The 17,155-nt window shown below is 68.3% G+C and carries 18 protein-coding genes and 3 pseudogenes; 9 read left to right on the forward strand and 12 right to left on the reverse strand.

Features of this window, described 5'->3' with window-relative positions; translation table 11 throughout:
• Positions 1-160: 160 nt before the first annotated feature.
• From ACNPQM_RS23235 to ACNPQM_RS23245, 3 genes are read right to left on the reverse strand one after another with little or no spacing between them, the layout of a single operon-like run.
• A complete protein-coding gene (locus tag ACNPQM_RS23235; protein WP_418085571.1) occupies positions 161-2,968 on the reverse strand; it encodes a phosphotransferase in 2,808 nt (935 codons plus the stop codon).
• Positions 2,965-3,558: an NUDIX domain-containing protein gene (locus tag ACNPQM_RS23240; RefSeq protein WP_418085572.1), complete on the reverse strand. Its 594-nt coding sequence runs from the start codon at positions 3,556-3,558 to the stop codon at positions 2,965-2,967. Before ACNPQM_RS23240 ends, ACNPQM_RS23235 begins: the two co-directional genes overlap by 4 nt.
• 56 nt (positions 3,559-3,614) lie before the next feature.
• Positions 3,615-4,013, reverse strand: coding sequence for a MerR family transcriptional regulator (locus ACNPQM_RS23245; protein ID WP_418085573.1), 399 nt, complete (start codon positions 4,011-4,013; stop codon positions 3,615-3,617).
• A 46-nt stretch (positions 4,014-4,059) separates the two neighbouring features.
• On the opposite strand from ACNPQM_RS23245, the gene ACNPQM_RS23250 reads away from it, so the two are divergent.
• Entirely contained in the window at positions 4,060-5,496 is a 1,437-nt protein-coding gene (locus ACNPQM_RS23250; protein ID WP_418085574.1) for an MFS transporter, read from the forward strand.
• A 252-nt stretch (positions 5,497-5,748) separates the two neighbouring features.
• Here ACNPQM_RS23250 and ACNPQM_RS23255 read toward each other — a convergent pair.
• The 3 genes and pseudogenes from ACNPQM_RS23255 to ACNPQM_RS23265 all read right to left on the reverse strand — a co-directional run.
• Positions 5,749-6,270 (reverse strand): annotated as a pseudogene (locus ACNPQM_RS23255) (NUDIX hydrolase); the annotation flags it as partial.
• A 208-nt stretch (positions 6,271-6,478) separates the two neighbouring features.
• Positions 6,479-6,751 carry a hypothetical protein gene (locus tag ACNPQM_RS23260; RefSeq protein WP_418085575.1) on the reverse strand — a complete coding sequence of 91 codons (273 nt, stop codon included), beginning with the start codon at positions 6,749-6,751 and terminating at the stop codon, positions 6,479-6,481.
• Between the two features lie 19 nt (positions 6,752-6,770).
• The gene (locus ACNPQM_RS23265) at positions 6,771-7,592 is read right to left on the reverse strand and encodes a class I SAM-dependent methyltransferase (RefSeq protein ID WP_418085576.1); all 822 of its coding nucleotides are present in this window, start codon (positions 7,590-7,592) and stop codon (positions 6,771-6,773) included.
• A 72-nt stretch (positions 7,593-7,664) separates the two neighbouring features.
• On the opposite strand from ACNPQM_RS23265, the gene ACNPQM_RS23270 reads away from it, so the two are divergent.
• Together ACNPQM_RS23270 and ACNPQM_RS23275 are read left to right on the forward strand one after the other, a co-directional pair.
• The gene (locus ACNPQM_RS23270) at positions 7,665-8,267 is read left to right on the forward strand and encodes a TetR/AcrR family transcriptional regulator (protein WP_418085577.1); all 603 of its coding nucleotides are present in this window, start codon (positions 7,665-7,667) and stop codon (positions 8,265-8,267) included.
• A 380-nt stretch (positions 8,268-8,647) separates the two neighbouring features.
• Positions 8,648-9,880 carry a GNAT family N-acetyltransferase gene (locus ACNPQM_RS23275; RefSeq protein ID WP_418085578.1) on the forward strand — a complete coding sequence of 411 codons (1,233 nt, stop codon included), beginning with the start codon at positions 8,648-8,650 and terminating at the stop codon, positions 9,878-9,880.
• A 134-nt stretch (positions 9,881-10,014) separates the two neighbouring features.
• Here the strand turns inward: ACNPQM_RS23275 and ACNPQM_RS23280 are convergent.
• Positions 10,015-10,155 (reverse strand): annotated as a pseudogene (locus ACNPQM_RS23280) (recombinase family protein); the annotation flags it as partial.
• Between ACNPQM_RS23280 and ACNPQM_RS23285 the strand changes: the two are divergent.
• Positions 10,090-10,578, forward strand: coding sequence for a hypothetical protein (locus ACNPQM_RS23285; RefSeq protein WP_418085602.1), 489 nt, complete (start codon positions 10,090-10,092; stop codon positions 10,576-10,578). The pseudogene ACNPQM_RS23280 and the gene ACNPQM_RS23285 sit on opposite strands and share 66 nt — an antisense overlap.
• Before the next feature lie 80 nt (positions 10,579-10,658).
• A complete protein-coding gene (locus ACNPQM_RS23290) occupies positions 10,659-10,805 on the forward strand; it encodes a hypothetical protein (protein WP_418085579.1) in 147 nt (48 codons plus the stop codon).
• Between the two features lie 51 nt (positions 10,806-10,856).
• On the opposite strand, the gene ACNPQM_RS23295 is transcribed toward ACNPQM_RS23290, so the two are convergent.
• Entirely contained in the window at positions 10,857-11,264 is a 408-nt protein-coding gene (locus ACNPQM_RS23295; RefSeq protein ID WP_418085580.1) for a hypothetical protein, read from the reverse strand.
• 346 nt (positions 11,265-11,610) lie between these two features.
• Between ACNPQM_RS23295 and ACNPQM_RS23300 the strand changes: the two genes are divergently transcribed.
• The gene (locus ACNPQM_RS23300; RefSeq protein ID WP_418085581.1) at positions 11,611-11,880 is read left to right on the forward strand and encodes a hypothetical protein; all 270 of its coding nucleotides are present in this window, start codon (positions 11,611-11,613) and stop codon (positions 11,878-11,880) included.
• 108 nt (positions 11,881-11,988) lie between these two features.
• Positions 11,989-12,207: pseudogene (locus tag ACNPQM_RS23305) on the forward strand (transposase family protein); the annotation flags it as partial.
• 136 nt (positions 12,208-12,343) lie between these two features.
• Here the strand turns inward: ACNPQM_RS23305 and ACNPQM_RS23310 are convergent.
• Together ACNPQM_RS23310 and ACNPQM_RS23315 are read right to left on the reverse strand one after the other, a co-directional pair.
• Positions 12,344-12,592, reverse strand: a complete 249-nt coding sequence (locus tag ACNPQM_RS23310) for a transposase (protein ID WP_418085582.1) — start codon at positions 12,590-12,592, stop codon at positions 12,344-12,346.
• Positions 12,593-12,703: 111 nt separating this feature from the next.
• On the reverse strand, positions 12,704-12,844 hold the full coding sequence (locus tag ACNPQM_RS23315; RefSeq protein ID WP_418085583.1) for a hypothetical protein: 141 nt from the start codon (positions 12,842-12,844) through the stop codon (positions 12,704-12,706).
• Positions 12,845-13,323: 479 nt separating this feature from the next.
• Between ACNPQM_RS23315 and ACNPQM_RS23320 the strand changes: the two genes are divergently transcribed.
• Both ACNPQM_RS23320 and ACNPQM_RS23325 read left to right on the forward strand, forming a co-directional pair.
• Entirely contained in the window at positions 13,324-13,863 is a 540-nt protein-coding gene (locus tag ACNPQM_RS23320) for a GNAT family N-acetyltransferase (RefSeq protein ID WP_418085584.1), read from the forward strand.
• Positions 13,864-13,937: 74 nt separating this feature from the next.
• A complete protein-coding gene (locus ACNPQM_RS23325) occupies positions 13,938-14,072 on the forward strand; it encodes a hypothetical protein (RefSeq protein WP_418085585.1) in 135 nt (44 codons plus the stop codon).
• Positions 14,073-14,403: 331 nt separating this feature from the next.
• Here the strand turns inward: ACNPQM_RS23325 and ACNPQM_RS23330 are convergent, their stop codons facing one another.
• Positions 14,404-16,767: an Ig domain-containing protein gene (locus ACNPQM_RS23330; RefSeq protein ID WP_418085586.1), complete on the reverse strand. Its 2,364-nt coding sequence runs from the start codon at positions 16,765-16,767 to the stop codon at positions 14,404-14,406.
• Positions 16,768-16,913: 146 nt separating this feature from the next.
• Entirely contained in the window at positions 16,914-17,045 is a 132-nt protein-coding gene (locus ACNPQM_RS23335; protein WP_418085587.1) for a hypothetical protein, read from the reverse strand.
• Positions 17,046-17,155 lie beyond the last annotated feature (110 nt).

Below are 17,155 nucleotides of genomic sequence, written 5' to 3' on the forward strand. Positions count from 1 at the left end.
GTGCACCGCCGGATCCACTCCTCGCTCAAGGGCTTGGAGAGGACGTGCTCGGAGCGCATCCGGATGATGGCCTCGGTGTCAGCGGGTGTTGACGCGGGGGCCGACGGTCGTCCGGCTGCGTCCTCCGGTTCGGCCGCGGCGGTGGGTGCGGTGTCGGCGTTCACCAGGCTTCTCCGGTCGATGAGCGGGGTGTGTGGTGCTCGGCGCGCAGCCGGGCCAGCGTCCGTCGGCTGCGTTCGACCAGTTCGGGATCGTCGTGGGCGGCGCCGTATGCGATCCCGCTCACGGAATCGAGGGCCATGTCGATGACCAGCCGGGCCTCCTCGGCACCGGTCAGGGATCTGCCGTACCCGGCCAGAAACGCGTCGAACAGGTCGGGGCGGCCGTCCCAGGCATCGGACAGGCGGACCAGATCCCGTACGGCCGGCCCGGGCTCACTGCGCTCGAGGTCGATCACCGCCACCAAATTTTCGGAATCGTCCGCTCCGCCCGCCGCCTCGTCGCCGAAGGCGGCCTCGGCGGAGTAGAGGATGTTGCGGAGCTGGAAATCCCCGTGGGTCTCCACCCACTCCAGCGGCTGCAGATCCTCGGCCTTCCAGACAAGCTCGCGGACGAACTCCTCATCGCCCGGCTTCAGATGATGCCGCGCCGCCGCCAGATGCCGGTCGGCCTTGGCGACAGCCGGGCCGCTGCCGGCCGGAGCCGTACAGGTAGGAGAGGACTGGTGGATGCGGCGAGCCAGCGCCCCTATCTGCTGGAAGACCGCCCTCTCCTGCTGCGGGGCAAGGACAACGCCGTGCAGCGGGCGGCCCGGCACCGCGGTGAGCACCACCGCCCTCAGCGTCTCGTCGGCGGCCACCAGCTGGGGCGCGGCCGCGCCCAGCGCCGACGCCCATGTCCGCAGCCCCCGCACTTCCCTGCCGTGGAACCGTTCGCTTGGGTGGACCTTCACGTACCAGGTGCCGCCCTGGGCGCCGTGGGCCCGCCACACGCGGCTGTTCTCGCGCGCCCACGACGTATCCGTCCACGCGGTGATCCGGCCGACCGCCCGCTCCGCGAACTCCACGACGGCAGCGTCGGGGTGGCCGGCGACCGACCTGCTGGTCACGTCCGGGACGAGGCGCAGACGGTCGGCGCCGGGGACGAAGGCGATGGGGTCGCCGGGCAGTTGGAAGTGCACGGCAAGGCGCGCGCCTGCCGTGTAGGCGTCCAGGCCTGCACGGCAGTACGCCACCATCCCGGCGGGCAGAGCGTCCAGGGATGCCCAGTCCATCGCGTCACAGACGTCCGGCTCCGCGATCCGGGGCTCGCCCTGCCACTGTCGGACCTCGAAGAAGTAGCCGGTGCGACTGGAGTTCCCAGGGCTGCGGTGGTGCACGGTCACGGCGGCTCGCACGTCGGCCGGGTCGATGACGACTCCGGTCTCCTCCCGCGCCTCGCGCACCAGGGCGGCGACGACGTCCTCGTGCGGACCGTCCAGATGCCCCGACGGTAAGTGCCACAGACCCGCGGCGTACACCTGGCCGGCCCGCCGCGACAGCAGAACCCCCGGCCCTGCGGCGGTCTCCCGGCGCAGGATCAGGTGCACGTCCACCGGCTCGGTGTGCCGCTGCCCGCCGCTCACCGCGCACCACCCGGACACCGGGCGAGCAGGACCAAGGGCTCGTCGGGATAAGTCACGTGGATACTCCCTCGTCGAGCGGGCGGGGGGGGTGGGAAGGTGCCAAGACAGTCGGCCGCACGCCGATACGGCCCGCTGGCCATCGTCCGCCTCGAAGACAAGGCGGTAGCGGCTGGGGCTGCCGGCTGACCGCCACCGGCCGGCCAGGTCTTGGAGTTCCTTCCAGATGTCGCGCGGACCGTGGGTGGTGACGTCCCAGCGACTGCGCCCCGCCGACTCCACCCGCACCCACGACCCGCAGCCGGTCGCGCCGATCACCAGGTGCTCGGCACCGAAGTCGCACACCAGCCCGCCGAGGAGGTGGTCCGCTGCCAGCCACAGGCCCCGGTCGGTGTCATCCGGTGGCGCCACCATGCTCCGCCGGGTCCAGGTGCCCGGCCCGGTGGCGATGCGCTGCCGGAACGCCTCACTGAGCCAGATCCGCTCCATGCTGTGCCCGGCCCGGTGGGCGAACTCCACCGCGCGCAGCTCCGCCGTGATCTGCCCGTCGGTGGTGCGCTCGACGACTGCAAGGGCAGGCCACGACGGGGACGCGCTGGTGACGTGGGCCAGCAGCCGACCCCCGGGGGCAAGCTGCTCGACGAGCGCCGCTGGCACGCGCTCCACCGTGTACGACACGAAGATACGGTCGAACGGCGCCTGCGCGGGACACCCCTCGTCCCCGGACCCGCACACGGCCTCCGGCCGGAAGCCGAGGTCGGCCAGCCGGGCCGCGTCGGTGAGGTGCCGGTCCCGGTCGAGGGTGACAACCCCCTGGTCGCCGCAGATCTGACAGGCCACCGCGGCGGTCACCCCCGCGCCCGTCCCGGCGTCCAGCACACGCTGACCGGAGCGCAGATCCAGTTCCTCCAGCAGCGCGGAAGTCAGGCCCAGCACCGTCGACATCGACGTGATCGACGCCCCCGACCGCGTCCCGCGCACCCGGCCCAGCAGGGGCTCCCCATCGTGCTGAACGAGCACATTGGCCCTGCCGTACAGCAGCCCGAGCAACTCGGGGCGGTCCTGCGGCGCCGACCAGTCCAGCAGGTCCCACCGCGGCGGCTCCTCGCCCGGTGCGCTGCGCCGTACGTACGCCTGTGGCATCAGCACCTCGCGGGGCAGCGCCAGCAGAGCGTCGCGCACCGGTCCGGGCAGCAGCCCGTCCTTCTTCGCCAGCTCGGCGACCATCGTCGCCCGCGCGTCGGCCGGATCCACCGCGGTATCGGCAGACGGGTCGCTGTCGGCCGGCCGGCCTGCTCGCCCTGTTGTCCGGCCGGCCGTGGCTGGGCTCGTGTCCAGGGTGCTCATCGTCCGGCCCACCCCATCTGCGAGTACAGGCGCCCGGCGAGCACCCCGTCGATCGCCTGGCGGGTGTAGGGCACGACGGCGGACGGGAGATCCTTCGGGTTCCACCACCGCCACTCCACGCATCGGTTGGGCTCCAGGACGGCCGGGGTGCCGGACCAGGTGCGGGCCCGGAAGACGAGGCCGATGCGCGGGCGAGCGGACGGTGAGTCCACGAGGTGCACGAGCTCGACGTCGCCGGGCTCGATGATCAGCCCCGCCTCCTCCTGGGCTTCTCGCACCAGGCAGCTGATCGCCTCCTCCCTCTCGCAGTGCCCGGCCAGGAAGTGCCAAGTGGCGGGAGCGAACGTGGAGTCGGGGTGTCGCAGACCGAGGAGGATCCGGCCGTGGTTGTCCTCCAGGTAGAAGTGGACACCGACGATGTGGAGCTCGGTCCCCTCCGGCGCCTCGTCCCGCAGCAGCCGGGCGCTGGCCGGCGGGCTGCTGGTGGCGGGATGCTCGGCGGCGTGCCGGCGGAGCAGGTCACCGAGACCGGGACTGAGACTGCTCGACTCAACGGACCACTCACATCTTCGAGTTGATGCCGCAGACATGGAGGGCGACGCCGGACAGCGTCGCCCTCCTCGGTGGGTCTGCCGCGCGTTCTCCCTCAGACGTCGTCTCCAGCCGTGCCGGAGGAGAGAAGCTGGCAGCTGTCGAAGTTCATGCACCCGCAGGCGAGGCAGTCGGCCACGGCATTCCGCAGAGCCTGCGTCTCCTGGATGAGCTGATCCAGCTCCGGAATCTTGCGCTCGGCGAGCGCACGCCACTGCCGGGTGGCGCCCCGGTCGGGGGCGGTGTCCAGCAATTGGCTGATTTCGGCCAGCGTGAACTTGGCTCGCTGCGCCATTTTGATCAGAGCGATCCGCCGCACCGTACTTGCCGGATAGACGCGTCGGCCTCCGACTCGCCGGGCGGACGGGAGCAAGCCGATGCTCTCGTAGTAACGCAAGGCCGAGGGCCGTATCCGTGCCTGCCGCGCGAGGTCGCCGATACCCAGCTCCCGCACTGAACCCCCTTGACTTCAAGTGAGCTTGAACCATCAGTCTGACCGCGTGACTCTCCCACCCACAACTCGTCTGCTGCCGCGGACCTATCAACCGCTGTTCTCCCATCTCGAGTTCCGGCGGCTCCTGCCGGCACTGGTGGCCTCAGATATCGGTGACGGAATGAGCATGGTCGCCGTTGCTTGGCTGGCCGTTCTGATCGCCCCGCCCGGTCAGTCCGGCCTGGTCGTCGGAGCGGCCGTTGCTGCGTACGCACTTCCTGGAGCTGTCGGCGCGATGGTCTTCGGCCGTTGGCTGCGTCGCCTGCCTGCCCAGCGCCTGCTGGCCGCCGACGGGTGGCTGCGCGCGTCACTGCTCGGTTGTGTTCCCTTGGCCTGGGCCGCGGGAGTGTTGCACCCGGTTCCGTACGTCGTCCTACTGGCGGGGTCGTCGGTCCTGCATGCCTGGGGAAGCGCGGGAAAGTACTCCTTGCTCGCCCAGATGCTGCCGCCCAATCAGCGGCTGGCCGCGAACGCTCTGGTGAGTGCCAGCGCATCGGCGTCTGTCGTCATCGGTCCCGCACTCGCCGGATTCCTGGCGACAGCCAGGAATCCGGCCTGGATCATCGGCCTCGACGCCCTGTCGTTCGCCGTCCTTGCCCTCCAGGCCGGGCGGCTGGGCAGCACGGCCAAAGCCGTGACAACGGCTGGGCCGATCGACACCGGCCGATCGGCCGCCGGTCTACACTTGTTGCGCCGACAGCCCGAACTTCTCGGCGTTCTCGCACTCACGTGGTTCTTCAACTTCCTCTACGGACCCGTCGAGGTCGCGCTGCCTCTACATGTCACCGATGATCTCCACTCGGGCGGGGGTCTTCTCGGTCTGTACTGGACCCTGTTCGGGGTGGGTGCCGTTGTCGGCGGCCTGACTGCAGGCGCCTTGCGCAAGCTCCCGCTCTGGCCGGTGACTCTGGGCATCGTGGCAGGCTGGGGCCTGATGCTCCTGCCCTTCGGACTGGGCGGGCCTGTCACCGTTTCCCTCGTCTGCTTCGCTGTGGGCGGCGTGATCTACGGACCCTTCACAGCACTGTCTTTCACGCTCTTCCAGGACCGCACGCCGACGGCCTGGCTGACCACGGTCCTGGCCGCTCGAGGTGCCGCTCTTCTCACCGCCTCCCCAGTGGGCACCGCGCTCGGCGGCCCCCTCGTCGCAGCCATGGGGCCCCGGCAGGTGCTCGCTGCTTCGGGAGGCGCGACGCTCGCGCTTGCCGTCGTCGCCATCGTGGTGAGGCTCTGGGGCAAGCACCGGGCGGATTTGAGAGTCGATTTAGAAACGGCTCTCCACTGTGGTCCAGCGCGGGCTTCGCCCCGCAGGTGGATCGTCCTTGGACCACGGCACCCAGGCTGTGTTCCGGCGACGCTGCCTGGCCATCGCCCAGGGAGTCACGGCCCGTCCACTTGCACCACATGTGTTGCATTCGCTACGGTGCGTGCAACTACTTTCTGAGCTGCGAAGATGACGGCGATCCGGGCCAGTCGTGCACAGAACCCCCACAGAAGCCCAGATGCCTTCACGCTGGTCCCGCAGGTGGAGCAGATATCTGCCGTGGCCGTCATGGATCAGAGCGGAGGCGTTGACGGGCTCCGGCCGCCCGTCAAGGCCCTGGTCTCGGGCGTCCAGGAGCTTGGCACGCAAGGTCGGGGACCTGACGTCGGCGAACTGAAGCCACCGGACGCCGTCAACCTCCTCGTCCTGCAACGTGAGCTGCGGGTGCTGCTCGGGCACGAGGTAGAAGACGAAGCGGAAATCGAAGTGCTGGTGTGCGCCTTCTCCCTTGGCGGGGTTGGCGTCGATGTCGTGGACGTCGATGTCGATCGAAGCGCCGAGGAACTGCGGAGTCAGGCACAGGTCGCCCGGCCGGATGCCGGTCTCCTCGCACACTTCCCGCAGGGCCGCGGCCAGGAGGGTCCGGTCGTCCTCGACGTGGCCGCCGGGAACGAGGAGCAGCCCCGCGACCTTGTGGCCGACGTGCAGAACGCGTTGTTCCCGGTCGATGACCGCCGCGCTGCAGGTGACGTGACCGGGGAGCGTGGTACGGCTGACCGGGTCGTCGGAGCCGACCAGGCGGGACAGCAGCCCGGCAAGGGACTCCCGCTCGTGCGGGTGCCGGGCCAGGTACGCCTCGGCAGCTGCGCGGAGATGGGAACGGGTGAGCGGCACGTCATCACCTCGAAAAGGCGTAGGAGGGGCGGGGACGTCCACCACCGTGGACGCGGCCATTTTGGCAGGGCGCGCCAGGGGCAGGGGTGGGGTGCATGGCGTGTCCTCCGTCTGGGCGCCGGTGTGGCACTGATGCTCAAAAAACGCACTGGGCCTGGTCCCGTCACGGCCCGATCGGAGGGCATCTGGTGAACGTGAGTTCTCATGCCGAGGGCAGGGCGTGCGGGCTTTGGGTGGCCGCGGCTCAAACTCGTTCGATCAGGGCGGTTCACCCCTTCAGGGGGTTGCGGACAGCACGGACCGGGCCGCGGCGGCGGATGCCGGCGGCCTTGTGGCGGTTGTTCAGATCAGGACGTGCGGGACGGTGCCAGGTGTTGAGGACGGCGAAGGCGACAGAGTGGAAGCGACAGCCGTTGACCTGGAGGGCGAGGGAGTAGGAACCCGGTGACACCTTCCACCGTGCGGTCGAGCGCAGCGGGTGGACCTGCGCCCGCTGCGTGATCCGGGCGCGTCCGAGGACGAGCAACGTACGCGGACCCACGCGACCGTGCGGCAGCGGATCAAGGGGTGCCGGCGCGTACGGCGGTGGTCGCCAGAGTGGTGTAGTGCATCGTGAAGCGGCCACCCAGAGCGTCGACAGCATGGCCGACCGCGCCCAGTATCTCGGCCGGCTGATCGGGGCGGAGTTGGGTGAGGCCACCGGTAGTGGGGAGCAGGTCCAGCCATTGGTCGCGCGTGTAGGACTGCTCCCAGTCGAATCGCCACTGTTCCGGGTCGTCGAACTGCCCGGTCTCGCGGATCTTGTCGGCGATCTTCGCGTACCCCGCTTGGTACATGTCCAGCGGACGTCGCGCCGGCTGATTGCTGAACGGGGAGTCGGGCGCCACTCGACGGTAAGCAGCCGCGAACGGCTCGGCCAGCTCGGCAGGCTGCTCGAATACGTGCCCGAAGATCGCCAGGCGCCCGTTCGGACGCAGCACCTGGGCCGCCTTCACGGCGCCGGCGACCGGGTCCACCCAGTGCCACGACTGGGCGGCGATCAATGCGTCGAACATTCGGCCAGCCGGCTCCCAGGCTTCGAAGGTTGCCACCTCGACCTGCAGGCCGCGGGCTTGCGCGAAGTCGGCCATCCGTGCATCCGGCTCGACACCGAGCACCGCGCAACCGGCGGCCTGGAATTGACGGGCCGCGATGCCCGTGCCGCAGCCGACGTCGAGCACGTCAGCCCCCGGGCTCCCGGCGACGACACGCGCCACCAGGCCCTCGGGGTAGCCCGGTCGAGCCTGGTCGTAGCGTTGCGCATCCGTGCCGAAAGACTCGGCCATCTGTCGAGATGGATGCAGTTGCGCTGGCTCTGGTTGCTCTCGCGGTAGAGTGGGCACGCGTTCACTTTAGTGGGCAAGCGCCCACATGCCAACGGATGCCAGGAACCTGGCGCACGAGAGGATCTGTAAGTGCCGACCGGGGTACACCTTCGCGATGCGCGGCAGCAACTGTTCGACGCAGCCGAACGCGTACTGCTGCGGGATGGCCCGAACGGGCTGACCAGCCGGGCCGTCACCGACGAGGCAGGTTGCGCCAAAGGCGTCCTGCACCGGCACTTCACCGACTTCGACGCCTTCCTCACCTACCTCGTGCTCGACCGGGCCGCGCAGCTCGAGACGCAAGCGCATGCGCTGCGCGAGACCGTCGGCACCGGCACCGTGGCCGACAACCTCACCGGCGCGCTGACCACCCTGTTCGGACCGGTTCCCGTGGCGATCATCCCGCTCATCACTTTCCGGGACGAGTTGCGCGCGCGGCTGCGGCAGGCCATGCCCGGAGGCGGCATCGCGATCCTCGCCCAGGTCACGACCGCGGTCTCCGCTTACCTGTCCGACGAGCGCGCAATGGGGCGTATCGCGGCCGACGCCGACATCGACTCGCTCACCCTCTCCTTGGTCGGAGGCGGGCATCTCCTGTTCGCGGACCGCGACCCCGACCCACCGACCACGGCAACCGTCAACAAACTGGTGACCACGGTGCTCGCGGACGTCGTGCAGCGGCGGCCACGCTGAACCTGACGTGCCCCAGGCATCGCTGCGGGAGTCAAGCGCTGGACCCGGCTTCTGCGTGATGGCGGCCCACGCAGCCTGCCCCGGCAGCAAGCCACGGTCCGGCTCTACCTCAACCGGGCCCGCCCAGCGCTGCTGGAGTGGTCGTCGCTACGACCACCTGCGGGAGGTGACCCGTGAAGACCTACTGGCCCACACCAAGACACTGCACGGCGTGGCGGGCGAGGATCATTCATCACTTACCGGCGTCCACCACAGGGCGACGGCCGTCGATGCGGCCGCGGCCCGGCCGTAATTCGCTTGCCCTGGCCACGGGTCAACGCTGCACTGTGGCCAGACACCACGAGTCGTGGTGCCGGTATCCCGAGGAGGCAGCAGCAGCAATGCAGATCCGCTCCACGACCGACAACGATCTCGACGTCTTCGTCGACACAGTCCATGCCGCGTTCGGGCGCTTCCCGGAAACCCCGATAGGGGGCGGCGGGCTCTGGTGGTCGGCGCTCGAAATGGACCGCTGCATGCTCGCCCTGACGGCGGACGAGCGGCCCGTCGGCACCGCCGCCACGCACTCCTTCGAGCTCACCCTGCCCGGTGAGACCCTCGTCCCGGCCGCCGGGGTGACCGCCGTCGGCGTGCTGCCCTCGCACCGGCGCCAGGGCGTGCTCAGCGCGATGATGTGGCATCAGCTCACCGAGCTGCGGGCCAGCGGGGAGTTCCTTTCCGTGCTGCTGGCCTCTGAGGCCCCGATCTACGGCAGGTTCGGCTACGGACCGGCGACCTACACGGCGCGGCTGACGGTGCCGCGCCACGAGGCCGCCCTCGCCGTTCCCCGGGCGCGCGGAGTGGCCCAGTCACCAGCGACCGGCTCGGACAACGGCTCGGTCGAGGTGCTGCGTCGGGCCGAGTGCGGCGAGATTCTGGAAGAGGTCTACGACCGGTATCGCCGCGCCCAGCCCGGCGCGCTGTCCCGGCCGCACCGCTGGTGGGCCTTGCGCGCAGGGCAGCCCCCGATCTCGCCTGCGCCGCGCTACGTCGCTGTCCACCGTGACGCCGACGGCGTCCCGGACGGGTACGCCAGCTACTCGATCGGCGAGCCCAACACCTTGACGGTCGACGAGACCATCGCCACCGACGACGCCGTCTTCACGGCCCTGGCCCGGTTCGTACTCGGACACGACCTGGTCTCTCAGGTCGTGTTCAAGCACGTCCCGCCCGATCACCCGCTGCGCTGGCAGTTCGCGGACTTCCGCGCCGGCGAGGTGAGCGGCGACACCGACTGGCTCTGGGTGCGGCTGCTGGACGTCCCGCGTGCGCTGACCGCGCGCGGCTGGTTCATGGACGGCGAGCTCGTCCTCGACATCGACGACCCGTTCCTCGGCGAACACGACCGCTACCTGCTGACCATCCGGGACAGCAAGGCCGACTGCGTCCCGACAGACCGGAAGCCCGACCTGTCCCTGGACATCAACGACTTGGGCTCCATCTACCTCGGCGGCACTGCCCCGAGCACGCTCGTGCGTGCCGGACACATCCGGGCCCACCGCCCAGGCGCGGCCGCCCTCGCTGACGCACTCTTCCGCGCCGAGCGCTCCCCGCACTGCCTGCACTGGTTCTGACCGCGCTCGCAGACCCTGCACAAGTCTCGTTCGTGAACGGCTACTTTGCACCATGGATCAGGGATAGGAGACCGAGGCTGACCGCAAACCCATTGGCCACTCCCCCGGAATCGGGGCATCGCACCCCGTGGGCTCGCGGTGAGTTCAGCGGCGTCGCGACCCAGGCGCTTCATCTCGTACACGGTGAGGATGACGCGGCAGTGCGGGGCGTGGGCCTTGATCTGGCGGGCGAGCGCGAGCGCGGCCTCGAACTGCGGGCGGACGCGGACGCGGGTGTCGCAAGTAAGGAAGCTGGAGTGGCTCGAAAGAAACTGCCGCGAGGATATGCATGGCCTGTGACGCACAGTGAAATGCGGGATGCGATCGAACTTGCGTCGGCCAAGATCGTGGACCTCACGTTCAATTCGTCGACCACTGAAGACACATCCTTGATCATGGATGCCAGATGGGTGGCGGCCCAGTCAAGGACTTACGGAGGCGGCGTGCATCCGGAAGCCGTAGGGTTCTGGGTCTCGGTGAATCCCGTTCGCATCGAACGCAAGCAGGCGGCGAGAAGCGCGCTACTCCATGAAGGCGTACCCGACATGTTGGCATGGATGAAAGGGCCTCTAGTTGCCAAGGAAGGATGGCAGGCAACAGATCACGCACGAGTTTGGACCTTCATGGACGGGAATCTGAAGGCCACTGACATTGAGTGATCTCCTTCTGTCAATGGCATAGGGGGCAGTGACCCTTCAGTTGTAGTTCAGTGATCAGGTTCGTCGGGTAGTTCCCGGTCATGGACGATTGGTTCGGCGACGTCACACAAGTCGCCCGGTGGGAGGCCCTCGCCAAGGCTTTCGGGCCCGACGAGAAGACCGCGATGCGCTACGCGGACTCCGCACGGGCGCTGCTGCACCAGGCCGCTGAACAGCCACTTCAGTGAAGTCTGCTTGACCAGTCCACGCCTTTGCTGAGATGAGCACGCCAGGCAGAGTCAGCATCCGGGGCCGATCGGCGCAGACGATGTCAGGGCGAGGGCAGCGTCCCGCAACTGGGCCGCCCACGTCTGCTGGTCAAGCCCCAACGTGTACTCGATGCAGCAATCGCATTGCGGGATCAAAGCCACGAACGATTGCTCCGCCGCGGTCCCGACCTCCGTCTCCCACCAGTCGTCCGTCGCCAGGTCAGCGGGAGTTATCTCTCCATTGATGAGTCTCGCCGCCATCCGGCGCAGAGCGTGGCGCCATGCCATGCCCCGATCCGGCAACCCGATCCCGGACTCGGCAAGTGCTTGCTCGAACGCGTCGCGAATATCGCGGGCATCTGCGTTGCGAGGCCAACCGGCGAGCTCGCACAATGTCGGGGTGTCCAGTCCGGCTGCGAGCGCCTCAGCAGCGATCATCGGCAGATCCTCCGGGCATACCTCATCCGCCTGATAACGGCACGCCACCTCACCCAGAGATGTGAGCCCACTCTGCCTAGAGGTTTCCGGTTCCGGTGTCGTTCCTTCTGCTCTCATGACTCCTACGGTGTCAGCACGTTGCCAGGGAAGGCAGCCAGGGGCGGGCGCGCTCAGCACCCACCCCGCGTGTTCACCCGAACCCGGAGGCCGAACCCGCAAAAACACGACCGAGCACCCTCGGGTTCCTGTGAAAAGTCCTTCACTTTCCGCGAACTCGCGAGCCTCCACGGCCTCGGGACTGATGGACGTCTTCACCGACGGGTTTCTCATTCCGAGGCTCTGTTCCATGACGGCGGACGGCACGGACGACGACGTCCTGAAGCGGTGTTTCCGGTTCGTCGAGCTCTTGCTGGCGAGCCCCGACATCTCGATCGGGGCCGCAGCCGTGTTCCAGGTGATCGAGCCGCTCTTCGACGAAGAGCGACTGCTGGTGGCGTCCTTCCCGCAGATGGGCGGGGACGCGCTTGCCGTCGCCGTGGGCACCATCGACCCGGACCGGCTCTCGTCCGAGGCCAGGCGGGCATTGCCGCCGTACCTGGGGAAGCCCGATCATTGAGCTCTTTTTAACCTGCCGTGCTGGTCGGGCAGTTGACGTGACAGATAAGTGAAGCCCCTGGTAGACGGGTTCACGACCAAGATCACCCGTTTCAACCAGAGGCTTCACGTGCTTGTCTACCCGTCTGGACTTGACCTGTCCACCTCGCACCTTCGCTTCCTCACCTCCCGCATACGCGACCGCCGCCGCGCGATTGGGAGCCGATGGCGCCGGCTCAGCGCCGGCCGACAAGCCCTGCTCACCCTCGCTCACCTGCGTAACGGGCATCCCTGCGCCCAGCTCGCCGCCGGGTTCGGCATCGGCACGGCCACGGCGTACCGGTACATCTAAGGGTTCATTTCGACGCGCTTCGTGAGTTCTACGAAGGAGCCTCGAAGCGAGGCCTTGTCATCGTCTCGTGGTGGGACTCACCTCCCCGGGGCGACCGGTGATCGATCGCTGACCTGGCTGATGGATGGGTGAGTCAGTCTGCAAGGAGTATCCGTCGGCGGATCAGGTCGAGGTTGGCGCGGCCGTAGCCCTTCCGTTTGATCAGCTTGACCCTGGTCACCTGGCCTTCGACCTGGCCGGAGCTCCAAGTGCTCGACAGGCCGGCGATGACCGCATCCCGATCGTGGAGGAGTCCGTCGGCGAACTGCCGCAGGGCAGGCAGGTCGCGCTGTCTGACTTGTTCGATGCATTCGTGGAGGCCTTCACCGCGGTGCTCGTGCATGAGCGCGCCGAAAGCTCGGACGTGATCGACGGCGGCATCGAGTTCGGGGCAGGCCGCCCGGACCTTCTTCAGGCCCACGGCCCTGGTCGGGGCGAAGGTGCTCGGGGCGGGTCATGATCCAGCGCAGGGCTCGGCGAGGCGGCGTTCCAGCACGATCCGGTCCACGCAGAGCACAGTACCGCGGTCCATCGGCAGTCCGAGCGGCGTGTAGAAGTCGAGACCTCCGATGCCCGGTATGAGCCTGCCGCCCACGGACGCGCGGGAGTGGGACCGGGAGCGGGACCGGCGGCTGCTCTGTCCATCGATTGTTGATCGGCCGTTCACCGGCGGCTGGCCTAATGGAAGAAGGTGTTCGGTTCGCGGTCTTGGAGGACCATCGTGCTCAGGCGGGTAGTTCGCGTGGTGGTCGGTGTGGCATCGGCCTTGGTGCTCGGCGTCGCGGTCGCGCCGGCCTACGCGGGCCCGGTAACCCCCGAGGCCTGCAGTGGCAGCGCCATGAGCTGCTTCTAGGACGTGTTTCGAAAGTAGCGTCGTCCGCCCGTGGGGCGGGCCGGGCGGCGTCCGGTGCGTGCGATCGCAAGGCGGAGGGTCGCCCCGATACCGGTCGTATCGGGGCGGCCCGACAACGCAGCGAGCGTGCGGGCCAGGCGTCGCCCGGCAGGCGGGACTTTCGAAACACGCCCTAGATCCGCCAACGAGCGGCAGAGAAACGGGGACGGGGGAAGGAACGGATGACCGACATCGTGACGCGTCGGCTTCGGCTAAGGCGCTTCAGCCGTGACGATGCGCCGACTCTGGCCCGATACCGCTCCGATCCCTGTGTCGCCCGCTACCAGACCTGGTGCTCGCCGATCGGTCAGGCCGAAGCGGAGGCGATCATCGCCGGCTACCTCACGGAGAATCCCGACGGGCCCGGCTGCTTTCAGTACGCGATCGAACTGCGCCGGCGGCGCGGCTTGATCGGGGATCTCGCTTTCGCGATCGAGTCCGGCCGCGATCAGGCAGAGATGGGCATCACGCTGGCGCCGGACATGCGGCATCGGGGCTACGCGACCGAGGCGATGACCGCAGTGGCGGACCGCCTCTTCGCCGCGGGCGTGAACCGGATCACGGCCGCCTGCGACGCCCGCAACACGGCGTCCGCGAAGCTCCCTCGCCGCGTGGGCTTCGAACAGCGAGGTCGTGAGAACCAGTACGTGGAGCAGCGTGGCGCCCACGCCGATTTCCTGCTGTTCAGGATGTCGAGTGAGCAACTGCGCCGCGCCTCATGAACCTGCCGGGAACCAACCAAGTTCCAGCGGCGATCACCCCGCGCACTCACGCGCGATCACAACAGGAGGACACCATGGTGGACCCGGGCCGCGTATCGACCCGCATCGCGCCGGTCGACGAGACCAAGGACAACGAGGACAGCACCGACTCCGTGGACACGCCGAGCCAGTCGGAGGAGCAGGGCGACTCGGCGGAGTCGGAGGCGTAGTCCTCAGCACGCAGCATCTGCAGATTCTGGCGCCTGGTCCCCGGAGCCTGCCCCGCCAGCAGCAGGTCGCGGAGCATCGCGTCCACCTGTGGTGCCTCGATCTCCCACACCGGCCGGTCGAATCATTCCAGCACTCGTTCCAGCAGCGACGTGCAGCAGCGGATCGTCGTCGGGGAGAAGCCGCGTACCACTCCCTCTTCCTGGGCCCGCGGCAACACCCACACCAGCCACCACGTGGCGTACGCCCCTCGGCGTACGCCCCTCGGCGTACGCCACGTGCAGTTGCTGTCAGCGTGACGGTGATCCACCGCGCACGTCCGGCTCGACCGGGCTAATTGGCGACGTCGATCTCGTAGTCGCGCCGTGCGCGCGGCTGGCCGGAGCTCTGGTATGCCGTGATAGTGAACCGCGCTGTTCCCGCCTTGGTCGGCGTACCCACGATCCCTCCGGTGTCGGCGTTGAGCACGAGACCCGAGGGCAGAACCCCCGAGGTCACCGCGTATCGCTTGGTCGCCGGCGTGTTGGTCTTCACGGTCGCCTCGTACAGGTGTCCCTTGGCCGCTGCGGGCAGCGGACCTGCGTCGAGTTCCGGGGTCGGTGCGACGACGGCCTGGGGGGCGCCGACCGGCTTGCCGTCGGCGTCCAACTCCTGCAAAGACCATCGCTTGTCCGGCTCGACCACGGTCAGGTGCCAGTTCGTCGTCAGGTCGCGGAACCGCGCCCGCTGTTCCGCAGTGAACGCACCCAGGTTGCGTGCCGTCTCCCATTGCCGGATGGCCTCGAGCAGCCGCGTCGTGTTCTCCCCGCCCGACACGAGACTGGAAACCGAACTCTGGAAACCTGCCCCGGCGTTGAGGCCGGCGCCCCGAGCCAGCTTCCACTCCATGGTGAGCAGACTGTCCGAGCCCTTGAGACTGATCCAGCCGAGCATTCCGGGGAGGTAGTTCGCCTGAAGGTACTTGTTGTTCTTGAACACCTGCTCCATCGAGGTGCTGCCTACTTCACCCCAGCTGGCGCGGGTCAGCGCGTCCCAGGTGTTCGAGGTCATCCGGCTGGTCTCGGAGATGAATCGGTCCTTGGCATCGATTCGCCGGAACGTCGAGTTCACGAGGTGAGCCATGCCGTAAGCGCCCCAGCCGGAATCCGAGGCCGACTCCAGGCCGTCCCACGACATACCGGTGATGCCGGTTGTGTTCCACGCGGTGGTCAGCCTGTCGCTGATCTCGCCGAGGACGGCATGGCCGCCGATCGCGCCGCCGTAGCTGTTGGCCACGGCTCGCGCGGCGTGGTCGCCCGCAGTGTGTGAGGCCGCGACCGATCCCCATCGCGCGCGCTGCACGCCGGTCAGCTTCCACTCGTTCCCGACGTGCTCGGCCGCTCCGTAGCTGACGAATTCGTCCCCGATGCGCAAGTAGTTGTAGTGCACTCCCGGAGCGAGCAGCGTGCCGGAATCGAGGTACACGGTGGTGTCGCCGGCCGTCAACGGGCGGGTGAGCAAGGCGCTGCCCCCCATTGCGAGCCGGTCGTCGGCGGGCGGCGTGAGGTAGTCGTCTCGCGGGAACCAGGCCCAGTTGTAGGGCTCGTCGCCGGTGCTGATGAAGTCCGACAGGGTGTGTACGCCAAGCTGTACGCCGTTGGCGTTGGCGATGTCCACGGCTGCCGCGGCCCCGGCGTCGCTCCCGCCCAAGCTCGAGTCGAACTGGTAGTGGCCGCTCGACTCCCATGGGCCGTAGCTGCTGGTGAGTGAGTAGATGCGGTTCATGCCGGCCGCCTTGGCGAATCGGGCGGCCGCCGGAATGTTGTCGGTCTGCAGGTCGCCGAGCACAAGCCACGACTGGCTGCTCGCCTGAGAGGCCTTCTGCCACTGACCGTTCAGCCTCGGGTAGGGCAGCTTCTCGCCCGCCGCGATGTTGGACAGGATCGTCGGCGTCGCCTCGGGCGAGGCTCCGAAGAGTGCAATCTTGGAACCGGCGATCTTGCCGTCGCTGCCGGGCAGCGGCCCGACCGGGATCGGATAGCCCGCTACCTTGCGATGTCGTTGCTTGGTGTAGTCGAAGGTGAAGGCACGCAGTACGGAACCCCAGGGAGTTACGCCAGCCGCGCTCCACTGCTCCAGAGAACCCACGCTCACGTGGTCCGGGTCGTGGTCGACCTCGCTCTCCCAGCCCATGTCCTGGTCCTCTTGTGGCCAGGCGCCTTCGGTACGGTCGGTCAGCGGACGGATCCCGATGGCGAAATCGTCGTTGCGGACCACGCCTACGGATGTGCCGACCGTCGTGGAGAACGACGTGGCCAGTGGGCCCCAGAGCAGGGTCTGCACATCGACGTCCTTCGGCGCGTCGACGTCTACCGCCTCGAACGTGGCGTAGCCGCGCTTGCTGACCAGCTTCACCTGGATCTTCCAGTGCGCCTCCCTGTTCCGGAAGGTGAGCATCTGACCACCGGATCCGGAACGGTCAACCGAGGTCGGCCGTTGCTGCTTGCCGTCGACGACCAGGCTGACCAGGGACGCTGCATGACCGGGCGCGATATAGCCGACTCCGGTCCTGGCATCGTCCAGGCCTAAGACCGTACCGGCCCTGTCGAGCTCGAGGTCCAGATAACCGGCCCGGATTTCGATCGACGGAGTCGTTCCGCCGGGCCGTGCTTTCGCCGGCTGTGCGGCGACCACGGGCACGATGCCGGCGGTCAGCATCGCGACTGCGACCGCACCGGCCGTGCGCCGATGCCGTGCGGGTCTCGTCCGGGTGGGTGGGATCTGACTATGAGTTTCGAGAACTGCATGATGGTGCTCCTTCCATCTCTTGACCGAGACTGCGCTGCACCGGCTGCTCGTGCCCGTCATCCCTTCGTGGCGCCCCCGGTCAGGCCGCGGATGAAGGGCTTCTGAAACGCCAGACAGATGGCCAGGACGGGCAGTGTGGCCAGCAGCATGAAGGCGAACACCGCCCCGAAGTTGGTCCGCTTGCCCATTGAGGCCTCCTTGCCGGTCGAACCCACCAGGGATGTCGCTCGGCCAGGATTTAGATAAGTAAGTTACTTGGCAATATTGCTGTTGGGGCGTCAATCTAGATAGCGTGACG

The organism is Streptomyces sp. NPDC056231 (assembly GCF_048270745.1).
Taxonomy (GTDB): Bacteria; Actinomycetota; Actinomycetes; order Streptomycetales; family Streptomycetaceae; genus Streptomyces.

Bases quoted from the DNA above. Each gene is read 5' to 3' on its own strand.
- ACNPQM_RS23235 (WP_418085571.1), bottom strand. From the start codon at position 2,968: ATGAGCACCCTGGACACGAGCCCAGCCACGGCCGGCCGGACAACAGGG.
- ACNPQM_RS23240 (WP_418085572.1), bottom strand. From the start codon at position 3,558: ATGTCTGCGGCATCAACTCGAAGATGTGAGTGGTCCGTTGAGTCGAGC.
- ACNPQM_RS23275 (WP_418085578.1), top strand. From the start codon at position 8,648: ATGCAGATCCGCTCCACGACCGACAACGATCTCGACGTCTTCGTCGAC.
- ACNPQM_RS23290 (WP_418085579.1), top strand. From the start codon at position 10,659: ATGGACGATTGGTTCGGCGACGTCACACAAGTCGCCCGGTGGGAGGCC.
- ACNPQM_RS23295 (WP_418085580.1), bottom strand. From the start codon at position 11,264: ATGATCGCTGCTGAGGCGCTCGCAGCCGGACTGGACACCCCGACATTG.
- ACNPQM_RS23300 (WP_418085581.1), top strand. From the start codon at position 11,611: ATGACGGCGGACGGCACGGACGACGACGTCCTGAAGCGGTGTTTCCGG.
- ACNPQM_RS23310 (WP_418085582.1), bottom strand. From the start codon at position 12,592: ATGCACGAGCACCGCGGTGAAGGCCTCCACGAATGCATCGAACAAGTC.
- ACNPQM_RS23320 (WP_418085584.1), top strand. From the start codon at position 13,324: ATGACCGACATCGTGACGCGTCGGCTTCGGCTAAGGCGCTTCAGCCGT.
- ACNPQM_RS23325 (WP_418085585.1), top strand. From the start codon at position 13,938: ATGGTGGACCCGGGCCGCGTATCGACCCGCATCGCGCCGGTCGACGAG.
- ACNPQM_RS23330 (WP_418085586.1), bottom strand. From the start codon at position 16,767: ATGCTGACCGCCGGCATCGTGCCCGTGGTCGCCGCACAGCCGGCGAAA.
- ACNPQM_RS23335 (WP_418085587.1), bottom strand. From the start codon at position 17,045: ATGGGCAAGCGGACCAACTTCGGGGCGGTGTTCGCCTTCATGCTGCTG.